Annotated in this window: 15 protein-coding genes and 1 riboswitch; of the genes, 5 read left to right on the top strand and 10 right to left on the bottom strand. The window is 41.1% G+C overall.

The features are described 5' to 3' along the window. Positions 1-336: 336 nt before the first annotated feature. The 5 genes from AC1DYB_RS30280 to AC1DYB_RS30260 form a co-directional block, all read right to left on the bottom strand. A complete protein-coding gene (locus AC1DYB_RS30280) occupies positions 337-1,341 on the bottom strand; it encodes a beta-ketoacyl-ACP synthase III (protein ID WP_477440666.1) in 1,005 nt (334 codons plus the stop codon). Positions 1,342-1,398: 57 nt separating this feature from the next. Then, positions 1,399-3,705: a 5-methyltetrahydropteroyltriglutamate--homocysteine S-methyltransferase gene (gene metE / locus AC1DYB_RS30275; RefSeq protein WP_477440664.1), complete on the bottom strand. Its 2,307-nt coding sequence runs from the start codon at positions 3,703-3,705 to the stop codon at positions 1,399-1,401. A gap of 168 nt (positions 3,706-3,873) precedes the next feature. Beyond that, positions 3,874-4,075: riboswitch (cobalamin riboswitch) on the bottom strand. A gap of 158 nt (positions 4,076-4,233) precedes the next feature. Beyond that, entirely contained in the window at positions 4,234-6,633 is a 2,400-nt protein-coding gene (locus AC1DYB_RS30270; protein ID WP_477440662.1) for a Kelch repeat-containing protein, read from the bottom strand. Positions 6,634-6,973: 340 nt separating this feature from the next. Then, positions 6,974-8,290, bottom strand: coding sequence for an IPT/TIG domain-containing protein (locus AC1DYB_RS30265; RefSeq protein WP_477440660.1), 1,317 nt, complete (start codon positions 8,288-8,290; stop codon positions 6,974-6,976). A 201-nt stretch (positions 8,291-8,491) separates the two neighbouring features. Next, positions 8,492-9,088 (bottom strand): phosphatase PAP2 family protein, encoded by a 597-nt coding sequence (locus AC1DYB_RS30260; RefSeq protein ID WP_477440658.1) that lies wholly within the window; start codon positions 9,086-9,088, stop codon positions 8,492-8,494. A 233-nt stretch (positions 9,089-9,321) separates the two neighbouring features. On the opposite strand from AC1DYB_RS30260, the gene AC1DYB_RS30255 reads away from it, so the two are divergent. The 3 genes from AC1DYB_RS30255 to AC1DYB_RS30245 all read left to right on the top strand — a co-directional run bounded on the left by AC1DYB_RS30255 (position 9,322) and on the right by AC1DYB_RS30245 (position 11,331). After that, positions 9,322-10,047, top strand: a complete 726-nt coding sequence (locus AC1DYB_RS30255) for a dioxygenase family protein (protein WP_477440656.1) — start codon at positions 9,322-9,324, stop codon at positions 10,045-10,047. 69 nt (positions 10,048-10,116) lie between these two features. Next, the gene (locus AC1DYB_RS30250; protein WP_477440654.1) at positions 10,117-10,629 is read left to right on the top strand and encodes a hypothetical protein; all 513 of its coding nucleotides are present in this window, start codon (positions 10,117-10,119) and stop codon (positions 10,627-10,629) included. Continuing rightward, positions 10,630-11,331: a pirin family protein gene (locus AC1DYB_RS30245; RefSeq protein ID WP_477440652.1), complete on the top strand. Its 702-nt coding sequence runs from the start codon at positions 10,630-10,632 to the stop codon at positions 11,329-11,331. A gap of 38 nt (positions 11,332-11,369) precedes the next feature. Here the strand turns inward: AC1DYB_RS30245 and AC1DYB_RS30240 are convergent, their stop codons facing one another. From AC1DYB_RS30240 to AC1DYB_RS30230, 3 genes are read right to left on the bottom strand one after another with little or no spacing between them, the layout of a single operon-like run. Then, entirely contained in the window at positions 11,370-11,936 is a 567-nt protein-coding gene (locus AC1DYB_RS30240) for an isochorismatase family protein (protein ID WP_477440650.1), read from the bottom strand. 11 nt (positions 11,937-11,947) lie between these two features. Then, a complete protein-coding gene (locus AC1DYB_RS30235) occupies positions 11,948-13,213 on the bottom strand; it encodes an MFS transporter (RefSeq protein WP_477440648.1) in 1,266 nt (421 codons plus the stop codon). A 27-nt stretch (positions 13,214-13,240) separates the two neighbouring features. After that, positions 13,241-13,678, bottom strand: coding sequence for a MarR family winged helix-turn-helix transcriptional regulator (locus AC1DYB_RS30230; RefSeq protein ID WP_295713985.1), 438 nt, complete (start codon positions 13,676-13,678; stop codon positions 13,241-13,243). A 211-nt stretch (positions 13,679-13,889) separates the two neighbouring features. On the opposite strand from AC1DYB_RS30230, the gene AC1DYB_RS30225 reads away from it, so the two are divergent. Continuing rightward, positions 13,890-14,282 carry a group III truncated hemoglobin gene (locus AC1DYB_RS30225; protein WP_477440646.1) on the top strand — a complete coding sequence of 131 codons (393 nt, stop codon included), beginning with the start codon at positions 13,890-13,892 and terminating at the stop codon, positions 14,280-14,282. A 49-nt stretch (positions 14,283-14,331) separates the two neighbouring features. Then, complete coding sequence (locus tag AC1DYB_RS30220) at positions 14,332-15,207, top strand: glycoside hydrolase family 25 protein (RefSeq protein ID WP_295713989.1); 876 nt, start codon at positions 14,332-14,334, stop codon at positions 15,205-15,207. Positions 15,208-15,214: 7 nt separating this feature from the next. Here AC1DYB_RS30220 and AC1DYB_RS30215 read toward each other — a convergent pair whose 3' ends face one another. Together AC1DYB_RS30215 and AC1DYB_RS30210 are read right to left on the bottom strand one after the other, a co-directional pair. Then, positions 15,215-16,195 (bottom strand): hypothetical protein, encoded by a 981-nt coding sequence (locus AC1DYB_RS30215; RefSeq protein WP_477440644.1) that lies wholly within the window; start codon positions 16,193-16,195, stop codon positions 15,215-15,217. Positions 16,196-16,322: 127 nt separating this feature from the next. Further along, positions 16,323-16,540, bottom strand: a 218-nt coding sequence (locus AC1DYB_RS30210; RefSeq protein WP_477440642.1) for a glycoside hydrolase domain-containing protein, incomplete at its 5' end; no start/stop codon positions are given.

Below are 16,540 nucleotides of genomic sequence, written 5' to 3'. Positions count from 1 at the left end.
GATCGGTATCATGAGCTGAATAGAAATCTTTGGCAAACCTAAAAATAGTATGTTCACCACGCTTTACCTGTTCATATTCACCGATTAAAAAACGGTACTTGCTCAGGTAATTTCGCTTTAAGGTAAGATCGTTGTTTATGTTCCGCATAACTTTTAGCTTTATTAGTTAAAGCTAATTCTGTTACCGAATTATCTGACCTTTACAATTGCGAGGAACGAAGCAATCTCTACACAGGCAGATCTGTCACGCAGATTCAAGCTTTTCCATATGCTCTGTAAAGCATAGAGATTGCTTCGTTCCTCGCAATGACGTGGTGAAAAAATACTTGAATACGATTAAACAGTGCGCAACTTACCCCACTTTAACAAGGTAGCTCCCCATGAAAAACCGGCGCCAAATGCGGTAAATATCATATTATCATTGTATTTAAAATCATCTTTAAAATCCCAAATACAAAGAGGTATAGTGGCGGCAGTAGTGTTTCCGTATCTTTCAATATTAACTTTAACACGATCTTCGGGCAAGCCAAGGTTTTCGCCTACAGCATGAATAATGCGGTAATTAGCCTGGTGAGGTATTAACCAGTTAATATCGGTAATCTCTAAATCGTTACGTTTCAATACTTCGGTACAGGTTTCTGTCATTCCTTTTATAGCGGCTTTAAAAACAACCCTTCCATCCTGCCTTATATAATGCAGCTTTTGTGCAACAGAATCTGGCGTAGCCGGAATTTTTGAACCACCACCCGGAACCAATAAATGTTCCCGTCCTTTTCCTTCGGTTTTAAAAACGCTGTCAATTAAGCCTACGTCTTCGGTAGTGGGTTCAAGTAAAACCGCGCCGGCACCATCGCCAAACAGGATACAGGTATTCCTGTCCTCGTAATTGATGATCGCGCTGTTTTGATCAGCACCCACCACAATCACTTTTTTGTACCGGTTGCTTTCTACCAAACTGGCGCCCATAGTATAGGCATATAAAAAACCGCTGCAGGCAGCGTTGATATCAGTAGCCCAGGCATTCACTAAACCCAACTTATCGCAAACGATGCTGGCAGTTGATAATAGTAGATGATCAGGGGTTGAAGTAGCAATTATTAGGCAGTCAATTTCTTCTGGCTCAAGACCTGCATTTTTTAATAAATCTTTTACGGCATAGGCAGCCATATCTGAGGTAGCAAGGCTTGGATCGTTTAAAATCCTCCTTTCCTTTATTCCTGTTCTTGATACTATCCATTCACTGTTAGTATCAACCATCTTCTCTAAATCACTGTTATTCAATATATTATCAGGAACAAAACCACCAACACCTGTTATAACCGCGTTACTTTTTAATCTCATAAATGCAAAAAATCTGAAAAAACAGGCAATTATACACAAATTGCCTGTTTTTACTGGTCAGGATACTGTTGTTTCTACAACTAACTGACGAAGTTGTTTTGCTGCCTGCACCATATTTTTCAACGCGGTCTGGGTTTCGGGCCATTTCCGGGTCTTTAAACCGCAGTCTGGGTTAACCCATAAGTTGCCGGCGGGAAGCAATTCCGATGCTTTTTCCAGCAAGCTTACCATCTCACCAACGGTGGGTACACGCGGCGAATGGATATCATAAACACCCGGACCAATTTCGTTTGGATATTTAAAATCGGAGAAAGCTGCTAACAGCTCCATTTGCGAGCGGGAGGTTTCTATCGTGATCACATCTGCATCCATATCGGCAATGTTGCCAATAATATCATTGAACTCACTGTAGCACATATGCGTATGGATTTGTGTTTCGTCCCTTACCCCACTGGCAGAAATGCGAAATGCACGAACTGCCCAGTTCAGGTAATTTTGACGATCTTTTTTGCGTAATGGCAAACCTTCACGAATGGCCGGCTCATCTATCTGAATCACTTTAATACCTGCGTCTTCCAAAGCCACAACCTCATCCCTAATGGCCAAAGCAATCTGGTTAGTGGTTTCGGACCGGGGCTGATCATCACGTACAAACGACCATTGCAATATAGTTACAGGGCCTGTAAGCATACCTTTCATTAATTTTTGAGTGTTTTGCTGCGCAAAGCTGCTCCACCTCACGGTCATATCCGCCGGGCGGCTTATATCGCCATAAATTACCGGCGGTTTAACACAGCGGCTGCCATAGCTTTGCACCCAGCCATTTTTGGTGAACAGGAAGCCATCCAAACGTTCGCCAAAGTACTCCACCATGTCGTTACGTTCAAACTCGCCATGTACCAGCACATCAAGACCAATCTCTTCCTGCCAGCGAATGGCATCGATGGTAGCTTTTTCTATTTCGGCGTCATATTGATCGGTAGTTAGCTCTCCTTTTTTTAGCCTTGCCCTTAATGAGCGGATATCATCAGTTTGCGGGAACGATCCTATGGTAGTTGTAGGATACAGTGGTAATTTAAAACGTTGCTGTTGTATTTTTTGGCGGATGATGAATGCGCTTTCACGCTGTGCATCAGCATCGGTAATAGCCGCAACACGTTGTTTTATTTTCTGCTTGTGAATGAGTTTGGAAAGGTTACGACTGGTAATGGCCCTGAGATTGTTTTGCAGCAATTCATTATTACCGTCAATGATCTGCGCGAGTTCATTTACTTCGTTCAGCTTTTGTTTGGCAAAAGCCATCCAGTTTTTTATTTCGGGAAGGATGGCAGTCTCCAGGTCCAGATCAAACGGTGTATGCAGTAAAGAGCAGCCTGGCGCTATCATCACCCTATCGTTGCCCAATACAGCAATTGCTTTTTTAATATGCGTTAATGAGCGCACATAGTCGTTTTTCCAGATGTTGCGGCCATCAACTACACCTAATGAAAGACTAAGAGAATCGGGCAGTAACGTAAGCACTTTGTACAACTGATCAGGGGCACGTACTAAATCAACATGAAGCGCGCTTACCGGCAAGGTTACAGCCAGTTCGGTATTTTCATGCAGGCTTTCAAAATAAGTAGTAAGCAGCACTTTAATACCGGGGCAGTTTCTGCTGATCTCCATGTAGGCATAGGCATAAGCTTCCTTTTCTTTTTGGGTAAGATCAAGCGCCAGGAAAGGCTCATCAATTTGCACCCAAACCGCTCCATAGCTTTTCAGTCTTTTTAATACTTCGATATAAACCGGCACAATTTTTTTGATCAGGTCTATCCTATCAAAACCTGGCTGTTTTTCTTTACCCAGCAACAGGTACGATACGGGGCCAATCAATACTGGTTTGGGTATATTGCGGGTATGCTGTTTGGCCAGTATAAATTCATCAAACACCTTTTCGCTAAACAGCTTAAACTGCTGATCCTTTACAAACTCCGGTACAATGTAATGGTAATTGGTATCAAACCATTTGGTCATCTCCATAGCAGTAACATCAAGGCCATCCTTTTGATAGCCACGGGCCATAGCAAAATACAGATCGATCTCGGTGTTGGTTTTGTTTTGGGTTAGTACCAGGGTGTAACGTTCAGGAATATTCCCCAGCATCAATGAAGTATCAAGTACCTGGTCATAAAAACTAAAATCGTTACAAGGGATGAGGTCGATACCGGCATCAACCTGGGTTTGCCAGTTTTGCAAACGGAGCTGACGGGCAACGGCAAACAGATCATCACGATTGATTTTACCTGCCCAGTACTGTTCACTGGCCTTTTTGAGTTCACGGTGGGCACCTACACGAGGATACCCGAGATTGTTTTTGAGCATACGCTAAAACTTTTTTGGTTAAACATTAATTTGACTTAATGCTCCTTACGGTTTTCGGTATGCTTTCGGAGTAAATGGTAATAAAAGGCAAAAGCGCGACATACGGGCATATTAATGCCACATAGGTCATTCTTTTTTCTTTGACTACTGCTTCATTGCGCGAAAGCATTGTCTTTATACATTGAGGCAAGTATCCTGGCTTGTAACATTGTTGCCGTCCTTCTCATCCGCACGGGGGCGAACAATGGACATTGTTAAAGGCAACAACCTTTTGCGTTACTTACAGTTGCGCGACAGCCCGTGATTTACACACGGTTCCTTATTAATCCCGATGCTTTAAACACCGGGAACCACTCTGCAGAAAAAAAGTAAAGAACTTTATTGGCGGTAAAGATGAGAATAAATGTGCAGATTTTAGATTACAAATGTGCAGATGATGTTTTGATTTGAAAATTTGAGGACGTACAGATAGTTTTCTTAAAGGAAAATTTGTGCAAAGAGGCGAACTGTTTTTACAATAAAAATGCTCTATTTTATCATCATACGTATAACATTGGTTTTCCCATTGGTTGAAACCATCAATACGGCATACAAACCTTTTGCTAACGCCAAAGAAGCAATATCAACATCAACTTTTTCTTTAAACGATTTGATTAACGACTTAGGAATATAAGTTGATTTGCCATTCATAGAAACAATTTGCATGACCGAAAGTCCCTCATAGTTAGCCGGTAAAATAACGCTGAAATGATTACGCAGTGGATTAGGGTATAAAATAAATTTATCATTACCTAAAACCGGATTAAGTGTAATTGTATCTGCTATAATAGCAGTGCTATTTAAATTGTTAAAGCTATTTTTGACTGCTGTTACGTTTGCAGATAGATCTGGCTTAGCCAAAACTACATACTGGCAAAGGGCTCCTTTGGCCGGACTTGCAAAATTGCCGCCGAGTGATACATCACCGGCGGGGTAATTTTTACTATACAGGTTAAAAGATGATATTTTGGGGTCATCAACTCCCACCTTTTCGGTAAGCTTTTTCCAGCTTGCTAACCAGGCAGGTAAAACAGTTCCGCGAGGATCATAAGCCACATAAATTATGGCCGGGGCCGATAATTTGAACGACAGCACCGCGGTTGAAGTATTAACCTTATCGTCATTTGGTACTTTGATTATGGCAGCATTTGTAAGTGTGGAAGGGATTGTGGTTACGGTGTATTCCCGGTCTGTATAGTAAGTAATACCCTGCCTTAGCGTGTCTAATTCATAACGCCTGCCTGTTTTGGCAACTATATTGGTTATAAAAGCCTTTTGTACGGTATCCTGAATAAATTTTGCAGTAAGATACTTATTTGTATCCATCGCTAATATTAAAGGATTTGTTGTAACAACGGTGTCGCCGGTCCACCCTTCAAAAACCCATCCCGGCTGCGGCACGGCAGTCAAATTCACCCTGGTGTTTGGCGCATAAGTTTGCTGATTGGGAGATTTAACAACAGATCCTGTACCTGATTCTGATACATTTAAGGAATACCCACCGGATGCAGATGGCGCAACAGTTAAATTAACACAAAATGATGCTTTTGAAGCTGTTAAAGGCCCGGTGGCGGTAATTTTCCCGATATAGGTTCCTGGTGAAAGGCCAGCAGTATTTATATTTACTTCAATATCTTTACCATTAAGCCCTACGGTGCCACTATGACTGTTGGTGATATTGAGCCATTCTGCATCGGCAGATAGCGTAAAACCCGTAGAATCTTCAATACAATAAAGCAGGTTTGAAATAGTTACATTTTCGCCGGCTGTTACATTCTGAGAAAGACAGGATAGCGAAAACCCAAGTGTACGGGCAGCGCTCCGGTTTACAACCGCGGTATAAGTTTCCACACGTTCGTTACCATAACTATTCAATGCCCCATTGGTAATTATAAATGATTTGCCTGCCAACTTAGCTGATAGGCCCAGGTAACTACCCGGCAATGTAAATGCACTAAGTGCAGTCCATGACCCCAAGCCGCCGTTATCTTTGGGATTAAACTGGTATGTAGTGTTTTGGGTAAGATTGTTATAACCCTGCCCGCCAACTAAAAACATCCTGCCGTCCACAGCAAAGGTTGCGCCCTCTGCATGGGAGCGTGGTTTGGGTAAATCTGTAAGCCTGCTCCAGGTATCGGTTGCGATATCGTATACATGGCAATATACTTGATCATTAGCAACGCAGTCATGCTTAAACTGGCCCCCAAAAGCATATATCTTAGCGCCAATAGTAACATAGCTTATATGGTTTCTTGGAATAGGTAACGGAGCCAGTTTGTTTTCCCATGTAACATGAGCAGGGTCGGCCATATATTTATCTACATTAATGGTTAAATGCAGTTTGGCCTGATCATCACAAATGGTGGGACCGAAACCTCCAAATACATGCAATGTTCGGCCAACCAAAACATATCCACCGGCGCCAATTGGAAACGATTTTCCGGTTGAGGGATCTATTAATTCTGGGCCGTTGGTCCAAGAGTTTGCAGGAATATTATATATTAATACCTGGCTGCTTACAGGACCGTAAGCATCAACTGACCTTCCTCCAATTAGCCAAATATTATCATCAACGAGTACGGTACCCTGATGACTTATTTCTTTTCCTGGCGGGATAGGAGCTATTTCACTCCATTTATTGGCTAAAATATCATATACTTCATTGGTTTTTTCAATCTTTGGGTTATCACCAAATCCTCCAAACACATAAAGTTTATTATTGTATAATACGTTATTGGCTTCGGCTCGTTTAGTTAATTCGTTGGCCTTTTTTGTCCATTGCCCATAAACTGTATTTACAGTGGCCAAACTCATAAAAACAAATACAGTTAATTTTTTTAACCCAATTATTTCGAGGAAAGTAAACACCTGGACAAACAGTTTTTTCATGACTAGGTCGGCTATTAGATAAAAGACTGGCTATCAATCAATCACTAATCTAAATAGAAAACATATCAAGTACAAACACTGCGCATTTAATGTATAATTATGATCACAAATTCAATTTTAGATTTTATCCTACCGCATTGGGGCTGGGAATAAAATGTGCAGATTTTAGATTACAAATGTGCAGATGATGTTTTGATTTGAAAATTTGAGGGTCTGAAAATGAAAATTGCCAAAGGATATTACACTGTTTTAATGAACAAAGAGGGCTGTTGAAATAAAAAATGCCCGGTTATTGACCGGGCATTTGGATGAGATTTTCAGCGTTATAAATGTATTATTCCTACTCAAATACTATCTTTCGAATGAGATTATTTTGTGTATCTGATATAAATATGTTTCCTGTTTTATCAATGGCTATTCCACCAGGATGATTAAACGTCGCGATTGCTATTGGTCCATCGGCTGAGCCTGCAATAGCTTCTATGCCAGCAAAAGTTGTTACCTGGCCAACAGCAGTAATTTTCCTAATTAAGTTACTATCGGTGGCATAAATATTGCCATCCTTATCAGCTACTAAATTAAACAACCCATAAAAACTTGCCTTATTCCCTAACCCATCATCAGTTCCCCTTATGCCGCTGCCTGCTAACGTAGATATTACACCTGCTGATGTTATCTTCTGAACTTTATAACCTGAAATATCCGCCACATACAGATTATTGCCCTGATCAAACGCCAAGCCATTAGGAAAGTTAAAGGCCGCTCCTGAAGAACCTGAAACTATTTTTGAAAACGTACTCACTGTACCATCTGCTGTTATCTTTCTTATTACTTCGTTGGCAAAATCGGCTACATATAGATTCCCTGTTGCGTCGATTTTTACATCTACAGGTCCGGCAAAACTTGCCAATACGCCTTTGCCATTGTCGAAGCCCGATTTTCTTTGACCTGCAAACGTAGTTACGTTATTTGATGGGTCAATTTTCCTAATCGAATTATTTGCATAATCAGCTACGTATATATTACCGGTATTATCAACGGTTAGCCCGGCCGGATTCCAAAAAGTTGCCGCGGTCCCATTTCCGTTATCCATACCCTGGATTCTATTACCTGCAATTGTAGTTACAACTCCATTGGGGGTAATTTTCCTTATATCATCATTGCCTTCTTCAGAAACTATCAGGTTTCCTCCATTATCAAACGCTACCCCTGTAGGGTAGTAAAAACTTGCATCTTTTCCCGATCCATCTTTATACCCTTGAGCACCGCTACCAGCAAAAGTACTCACCACCCAGGATAGTTGGTACGTAAAGGTTGGGCCGGCAACTTCAGTACCTCCATCAACTTTTACACTAACATTTCCTGTACCGGCACTTAAAGGCACAGTAACTGTTAGTTGTGTTGAACTTGCCGCGGTTACTGTAGCCGTTTTACCGTTAAAAAACACCAAATCATTGGCTATCGTAGTGCTAAAGCCGGTACCTTTTATTACCACAACAGTATTATATGTGGCAGTACTTACACTTAATGAGGTGATGGTTACTTTTGGGGTATTATCTACAGGAGTTGGATTGGAACCTTTTTTTGAGCAATCGGTAAAAAAACAAAATGCAAAAAAAATGAAAAGACTGATGACCTGGTTTTTGTGATATTTCATTAAATGATAAGGTTAAAAAATTTGCTAATAACAGGCACTAAAGTAATATAAATACAGAGCACTAAATAATAATATATAATTAATCAGGTAGATAATCCAAACCATACAGTCTCATCTTCTGCCAATTATGTAGGTAAGATATCATGATTTGAAAGTCCCATTGTCTAACCAATGTTATAGTTATTCCGGATATCCTAAATTCTACTTCTTCAAAAACAACAAAGGTAAAGCACTCCCCGCACCCAATACCGCACCCGCCGCCACATCACTCGGATTATGAACACCTAAATACATCCGGGAATACCCCGTAGCCCCTGCCCATAAATAAACCGGAGCAATAACATACCATTTTGGATAAGCCATTGATAGTGCTGTTGCTGTAGCAAAGGACGATGAAGTATGACCAGAGGGAAACGAGTAATCGCCAGGGCGGTAAACAGGCGTGATATTTATATTCCCGATAAAAGGCCTCGGTCGTTTTACCAGTACTTTGATAACTTGTGTAAGTCCTGCCGAAATGAGGGTACTACCAGCCACGTATGCCGCGTTTTGCCGCATGGCTTTATCGTTACTGATAATGCCGCCAACCATCAAGCCTGCCGGGATACCCACCTCGCCATATAGCAAGTTTTTACTCAGGAACATAAAAAAACCGGTTTGCGCCGGTGTGCGGTTGTTTTGCAGATTAATCAATATCCTATCGTCCAGTGACGATGGCGTACGGTATTGGGCGTATAGGCTGTCAGGATATAGGTAACTAAACACCAGGATTGGGATGATAACTTTTAAAAACTTCATTTTTAAACTCTGTTTCATGGGCACCATATCCACAACATTTAATTATAGCGTCCTAATATAACTATTTCCTGCCCCAAGCCCGGCCCGGCTGGTTTAAATATCCGGGCGATAAGCATTTCATCGACACAAACCCACTACTAACCGACACTTCATCAGTTCCCATATCCTCCTTAATTACTTTTGAATCAACAAATCAGCAGTAAAAAATTATAGCCCCTAAAGGAGAAAGATTTATGGAACGCAAAAACTTTTTAAAAAGCCTGATGATAGGCGCGGTATCTACATCTGTATTGGTTGATGCCTGCAAAAAGGATTCAACAACCACAACAACCAGCAGCACATCAACTACAACTTCGGGCTCAAGTTCCAGCTCGGGAACGTGTAGTGTTATTGAGACCGAGACGGAAGGGCCATTCCCTACCAAAGCCCCGGCATCATATGTGCGCAGCGATATTACCGGCGACCGTACCGGGTATAAATTAACTGTTAAGATTACCATCAACAATAGTAACAACGGCTGCAATGCCTTATCGGGGGCATTAGTTGATATATGGCACTGCGATAGCGCAGGCAATTACTCTGAATACGGCGGCAGCGGAATGCAGGCTACAAACTATACTACCGTTCACTTTTTACGCGGCAGGCAAACAACCGATTCAAATGGACTGGTAACATTTACCTCTATCTTCCCGGGATGGTATTCGGGCAGAGCCACCCATATTCATGTACATGTTTATAATTCATCGGGTACATCATTAAAGGTAACCCAGATAGCTTTCCCCGAAGGCAGCGGCACCGCGCTGGCAGCAGTAGCAGGTTACACTAAAGGGATGACCGGCTACACCTATAACGCAAGCGACAATGTATTTAGCGATGGCTATACACTTGAACTGGCAACCGTAACCGGCAATACCGCCGATGGCTTTGTGCTATCAATAAGTATGAGCGTGCCTGCATAACACTATTGTTCTTTTCATTCAATTATATAAAGGCGCCAGCTTGTTTGGCGTCTTCATTTTTTTTAAATTATGAGTACCTGCATTATCACCCTCTGCTACCGAAAGATCATTGATGCCAATGCTGCTAAACAATGGGATAAACTGGTATTTGAGTCATCATACCTGGAGTTTAAAATGCAGGCACAGAACTATAGTCTGGGCACATCCTTTACCACCTATGCAGACCTGGTAAAAAATATTCCAAACGCACATCGGCTTGCCGGGATGATTACTCCATCTATTATAGGTTATGTGCAGCAGTTAGCTGGCATTGTGCCCGATATGCTGAATAATGTGGGCAAACGCTTTTTAAAGTTTAATAAATTTCAACTGGAGGTCATCAACTCCGACATCAATGATAAAACAAAACACCAGGTAGCCATTAATTTTTATACAGAGCAGCTTATCTGGCACCATACTATAGAGAATTTCCTGCTGCTCTCTGACTATAATCCAGCCGAAACAGAAAATGAGGAAGTACTAACCAACCTGTTCCAGGTGCAGCCTTATGTAAATATTTATTCACTTAAAAAGCTACAATAAATGGAAAACAGTTCACCCGGTCAAATTTACCTTGCTGATGAGCGGGGCATCATTGAAACTGATATTTATAGAAGATGCTGCAGTTTTAATTATGAAAGTTATTTTAATGAACATCGCAAGCCTTTTGGCCCGTTAAAAGCACTTAATGATGAGATATTGGCAGCCCAAAAGTCAGTTACAATAGTGATTGCTCACGCTTGCTATTTTGTAATTATTCCTGTAAGGGGCGAATTGCTTTTTAAAGACACACAGGACAATACTACTTTAATTGACGTGGGTGAGGCACATATACACTATACAGCCAAAGGTGATATTTTGGAATTGATTAACCCCTATCATAAAAATTGGGTAAACTTTTTATACCTGCAAATAATAGCGGATAGTGATGAATTTTCTTCTTTTAGAGAAACATTCCGTTTTGATTTTGCGGAAAGGCCGAATGAACTGATCGGAATAATTCCGCCAGAGTGTAAATTGCCCTTTAATTTACACATCGGCCAATTTGCCGGGCGAAAGGATACGCTTTACCAGTTAAAAAACCTGCACTCCTTGTTTTTTGCTTTTAATATAACAGGTGCTTTTGAACTGCAAGGCAGGTTAATGCATGAACGTGATGGACTGGCTTTATGGAACCTGGCAGAAGCCGACCTGGAAGCTTTAAGTAATAACGCGGTAATGTTAATATTGGAGATGACGGACTGACGTTTAATTTGCTTTGAGGGGAAAGTTTAAATAAGCCGCTATTCGCTCAACCGGGCAATAATCTCATCAGTAGTGCCTATCTCTCCCAATCTCGGGAAGATGTATTTAAAACTATTTGTGTGCGCATCAGCAAACATATCAGTCATGGCATCACTGGCAAAAGCTATGTTGTAACCAAACTCATTTGCAGAACGGGCAGTACCTTCAACTCCGATACTGGTGGCAATGCCGGCTAATACAATCTGGGTAATTCCCCTTTTTTGCAATTCATCATGTAAACCGGTTTGATAAAATGCCCCCCATTGCCTTTTGGTGATCCTGATATCGCCCTCTTCAACTTTTATCTCGGGTGCAATATCTAAAAAATCTGCTCCTGGAACTGAGCCTCCTGTCGGGATACTATCTTTACGGGTTTTAAAAGCAGCTGAACCTGCAGGATTAACGTTTACTATTACAACAGGTTGTTTTGCTTCGCGAAAGGCAGCTAACAGCCTTGCCGAGTTTTCCAAAACTTTATCAACAGGATGTGCGAGCGGCAGTTGCACTATTGACTTTTGCAGATCGATCAATACCAGGGCTATATTTTCATCAAGTGTAGTTATCATATTATGGAGTTTTAATTAGATATAAGCGTATTTACCGGAGGTTGCCGGAGTGTTTGCTCAGCGGCCTTTTTGAGCCGCCTTTTCCGGAGATACCGAAACTGTAACAGGCCTAAAATCACCGCTACAGCACCTTCGCCTAAAACCGTATCCGGTACACCTATTTTTTGCGAAATACCCCCTACCAACAAACCGCCAAGTGGTTGCATTCCAAAAAAGGCCATCGCGTAAAAGCTGATCACCCGGCCACGCATAGCAGGATCAACAGTGGTTTGAATAATGGTGTTACTGATGGTAATTTGAGCCATCATTCCAAACCCGGTAATTGCAGCAAACAGCAACGCTACGGGATAATTATGCATGTGAGAAAAAGCCACCAGCCCCACGCCAAAAACCAGCGTACTAAGGGTCAGTATTTTTTTAAGATCCAGTCCCGGTTTTAACGAGGCCAGGAAAATGGCCCCTGAGAGGGCACCTAGCCCTATCACACTATCTATTACCCCAAAGGTTGATGCCGTTCCCTTAAATATATCCTTGGCATAAACCGGGATGAGCGTACCAAAAGGCAAAACCATTAAACTGATTACAGATAGCATCAGTAGCACAAACTTAATAGAAGGCGTATTTTTGATATAAGTAAATCCCTCTTTTAGTTCAAAGAGGATATTATTTTTATGTGGCTTTGCTTCAGTTTTGGGTAGTTTCATGAGTAGTAAGGAACATATTACAGCCATAAAGCTTACAGCATTAGCTCCAAAACATACGGTTTCGCCAAATTTTTCCAGAACCAATCCAGCTATACCCGGCCCAATTAACCGCGATAAATTCACCATGGATGAGTTGAGTGCCAGCGCATTCGGAAGATCGGTTTTACTGTTTACCATTTCGTAAACTAAAGACTGCCTTGCAGGTACATCAAAAGCATTGATAACGCCCAGTAATGCGCTCAGCGCAATAATTTCCCATACATGATAATGCCCGAAAAACACCAGCGCTGCCAGCAGCAATGCCTGGAGCATTGATGCCGCCTGTGTGGCTAACAACAATTTATAGCGGTTATACCTGTCAGATACCACCCCACCTAAAAACGACAATAGAAATGATGGAAACATATTTGCAAAAAGAGTAACGCCCAATAAAAATTTAGAGTGCGTTTGCGAATACACCACCCAGCTTACCGCTGTTTTCTGCATCCAGGTACCTACCAATGATATGGATTGCCCGGTAAAATAAAGCCGGTAGTTGCGGCTTTTAAAAGCGTTAAACGTATTGATATTCATTAATCACTTATTACTGTCCCGTAGGGATTATTCAAAATCAACAATTTTAGTTAAAGGCCCTATGGCCTTTTTAAGCAATTCCTGCTCCTCTGCGGTGCATGTAGCTTCAATGGCATCGTAAAGCCATACATTACGCTCGGCACGAACCTGCTCTAACAGGGAAAGACCAAGATCCGAAAGACTAATTATAGCCTTCCGCTTATCTGTTTCAGAGATGCGCCTGTTGATTAAGCCGCGTTGCTGCAGGTTACTCAATATTTGCGACATGCTTTGCGTGGTTATTTTCTCCATAGCGGCCAATTCGTTGGGTAGTACTTCGTTATGTTGATATATCAATGCAATGGTCGACCGTTCTGTCAGCGATAATTTATCGGCAGTTACAGAATGCTTTCGCAACACCTTTATAAGGCGGGTTACAACCGTGCGCAGATCGGCAGCCAATTGAATATCTTTTTGTTCAGTCATTTTATTATTAAGTAAACTTATAAGTTTACCTTACAAATATAGGAAAACATTTTATCTGTTAAATGTCATAATGAACACCATATCACTATTGACGAACCTAAATGGCACAGCACAAGGCAAAACAATGACCCTTATCATTTATTACCCCTAATCATTTTTTAATTTTGCCATACAGCGAATCAAAAGCTGATTTTAATTTAAATATACGGGCATGAACCCAAAACACGATATAACATCATTAAAAGATATTAAACTATTAGTTGATACCTTTTATCATAAAGTTGCTGAACACTCCTTGCTGGCCCCCATCTTTAACGAACGACTGGGCAATGAATGGGTACCACACCTGGAAAAAATGTATACCTTTTGGCAAACTATATTATTGCAGGAGCTAACTTATACCGGCGCACCATTCCCGCCGCATGCCAGGCTACCGGTTGATGAAATGCACTTTAATGATTGGCTTACCTTATTTAACGAAACCGTTGATAGTCTTTTTACCGGCGAGAAAGCCGATGAAGCAAAATGGCGGGCAGGCAAAATGGCCGAAATGTTTCAGCATAAAATAGCTTACTTTAAAAATAACCCACTGAATATATTGTAGCTGCAAATTAGCACGGGGAATATGCAGGTCATTTTCGTAAATTCGCCCTGTGCCTCCTCCTGTTAAAAAAACTCCTGCTAAAAGCCCCTCAACGGTAAAAAGGAAACCTGTTGCCAAAAAGAAAACGACTACAGGTTTAGCAACCGGATGGAAAGTTGCTTTCGCCGGCTTACTGCTTATCCTGCTTTCGCCTTTTTATTATGGCTATGTTTTAAAAAGCGCAACCGCCACCTGGCGATGGATCATGGATGCCGGGCAAAACACCAACTACCGCACCTACAAAAGTTTCAATGTGCGCATCCCCAATAATTATACTGTTCATGGCATTGATGTATCATCGTACCAGGGCAAAATAAACTGGGCAAAGGTGAAAGCAATGGAAGAGGATGGCGTGCATATCAAATTCGCTTTCATAAAAGCTACAGAAGGCGTTTTAATGACCGATCCCTATTTTCAGCGCAATTGGCGCGAAGCACCCAAAGCAGGGATCATCTGCGGGGCATATCATTATTTTCTGCCACAGAAAAGCGGTTTATGGCAGGCAAGATTCTTTTTGCAAACCGTGAAAATTGAAAAGGGCGACCTGCCCATGGTGGTTGATGTTGAAAGACTTTACCGTACCACGCCCGAAAAAATGCGTGCCCAACTCACCCTATTTATTAACCAGGTTGAAACAAAAACAGGTGTAAAGCCCATCATTTATACCAACATCAGCTTTTACCAGGATTACCTGCAAGGCTATTTTGATGATTACACTTTATGGATTGCCCACTATTACCAACCCGAACTAAAGATAAGCAGCAAAACCAACTGGCAATTTTGGCAACACTCTGACAAAGCCCGTATAAATGGCATCAACCAAAAGGTTGATATGAGTATTTTTAAGGGCGATAGTACCGCGTTTGAAAAATTGCTAGTGCCGTAACTGGATATCACCCAGTTATCCCCTGTTTTCTATATACATTCATCAAGCTATCTGCCTTTAATTTCTCACCTTCTTTCAAAAAGGCATAATAAGGCGCTACCAATTTTGCAGCATCAGAGGATGGGTATTTATCGTTAATATAATTATAAGCGTTTTTGAAGTAATCGCTTAGTTTATTATTGTCAACGTTTACAACGTATGAATTTTCAGTTCCTTCCAGCAATAATTGCAAATAACTATTTTTGTTGATAGTGGCCTCGTCAACACTAATAAAGTCTGGATTGTTTTTTATAAACTGCTCCCACCAGATCGTTCTATCTACCAGATCTGTAGCATTAATCAGAATCGAGTTATCCTCTATATAAACCTGTTTGTTTTCCTTATTTAATTGCACCAAATACTCCTTCATCACCGGCGAAACGTAGTCATAAAACCATTTGGCAATAAAATCCCTTTCCTGTCCCACATAAGTATCACCTTCTTCCGTAATGATTTCAAAACCGTTTCTTTTTAGCTTGCTTAAATAATTGGCAACTGTTGCAGGCAATCTGTCTGGTTTAATATTACCTATTAACAATGAATCGGTCATACCAGTCCTTTTATGATGTAAATCATCCAGCTTACTATTTAACTTTTCATAGTATCTATTGAAGATTAAAAAAGCAGAATCACAGGTATTTTCATCTTCTCCCTTAAATAAAATTGAATACTGCCTGGCTGCCTGACTGGAGGTTTCGGCATCTGTAATATTTAACGACTTGATAAACTCCGCGTATTGATTAAGTAAGGGGTTAGCATATCGCTTTTTATTAGGAAGAATTGGGTGCCTATTTTTACTTTCTTTCGCGACTATCCTTTTTGTAACGGGTTGAGATTTTTGATGAGAACAAGCAACAAAGAGTATAATACACATTAACAAAACCGGATGCTTTATCATAATAAAGAGTGATATAGATTTATATAAATATGAGAAAATAGTATTGAACAAAAAAGCCTCCCGTTTTAAAGAGAGGCTTTAATCTAAACCGTCGATTTCGTCGGTTCTATTTTCAAATCTTCCTATTTTCAAATCATCAGATTACATCCATCTCCACATCTGAAATCTGCACATCTGTCTACTTGTGCTTTCCGCCCATGTAAAAGGTGATCTCGCCGCCGTTCATGATCTGGGCATGGCTGATGAACAGGCTATCCAGCGTTTTGCCGTTCAACACCATCTTTTGCACATAAACATTCTTCGCACTTTGGTTTTTTACGTTGATGATAAACTTTTTGCCATTGTCTAAATTAATGGTGGCCCCGTTTACCGCCGGGCTGCCCGTGGAGGTGGAGT

It is taken from the genome of Mucilaginibacter sp. P2_A4, from assembly GCF_056405015.1.
This window is presented reverse-complemented; position numbering and strand designations above follow the sequence as displayed.

What these genes read in the sequence shown, in the direction of transcription:
- AC1DYB_RS30245 (WP_477440652.1), top strand. Translation starts at nt 10,630, where the DNA reads ATGGAAAACAGTTCACCCGGTCAAATTTACCTTGCTGATGAGCGGGGC.
- AC1DYB_RS30230 (WP_295713985.1), bottom strand. Translation starts at nt 13,678, where the DNA reads ATGACTGAACAAAAAGATATTCAATTGGCTGCCGATCTGCGCACGGTT.
- AC1DYB_RS30280 (WP_477440666.1), bottom strand. Translation starts at nt 1,341, where the DNA reads ATGAGATTAAAAAGTAACGCGGTTATAACAGGTGTTGGTGGTTTTGTT.
- AC1DYB_RS30240 (WP_477440650.1), bottom strand. Translation starts at nt 11,936, where the DNA reads ATGATAACTACACTTGATGAAAATATAGCCCTGGTATTGATCGATCTG.
- AC1DYB_RS30260 (WP_477440658.1), bottom strand. Translation starts at nt 9,088, where the DNA reads ATGAAGTTTTTAAAAGTTATCATCCCAATCCTGGTGTTTAGTTACCTA.
- AC1DYB_RS30270 (WP_477440662.1), bottom strand. Translation starts at nt 6,633, where the DNA reads ATGAAAAAACTGTTTGTCCAGGTGTTTACTTTCCTCGAAATAATTGGG.
- AC1DYB_RS30225 (WP_477440646.1), top strand. Translation starts at nt 13,890, where the DNA reads ATGAACCCAAAACACGATATAACATCATTAAAAGATATTAAACTATTA.
- AC1DYB_RS30255 (WP_477440656.1), top strand. Translation starts at nt 9,322, where the DNA reads ATGGAACGCAAAAACTTTTTAAAAAGCCTGATGATAGGCGCGGTATCT.
- AC1DYB_RS30265 (WP_477440660.1), bottom strand. Translation starts at nt 8,290, where the DNA reads ATGAAATATCACAAAAACCAGGTCATCAGTCTTTTCATTTTTTTTGCA.
- metE (WP_477440664.1), bottom strand. Translation starts at nt 3,705, where the DNA reads ATGCTCAAAAACAATCTCGGGTATCCTCGTGTAGGTGCCCACCGTGAA.
- AC1DYB_RS30235 (WP_477440648.1), bottom strand. Translation starts at nt 13,213, where the DNA reads ATGAATATCAATACGTTTAACGCTTTTAAAAGCCGCAACTACCGGCTT.
- AC1DYB_RS30250 (WP_477440654.1), top strand. Translation starts at nt 10,117, where the DNA reads ATGAGTACCTGCATTATCACCCTCTGCTACCGAAAGATCATTGATGCC.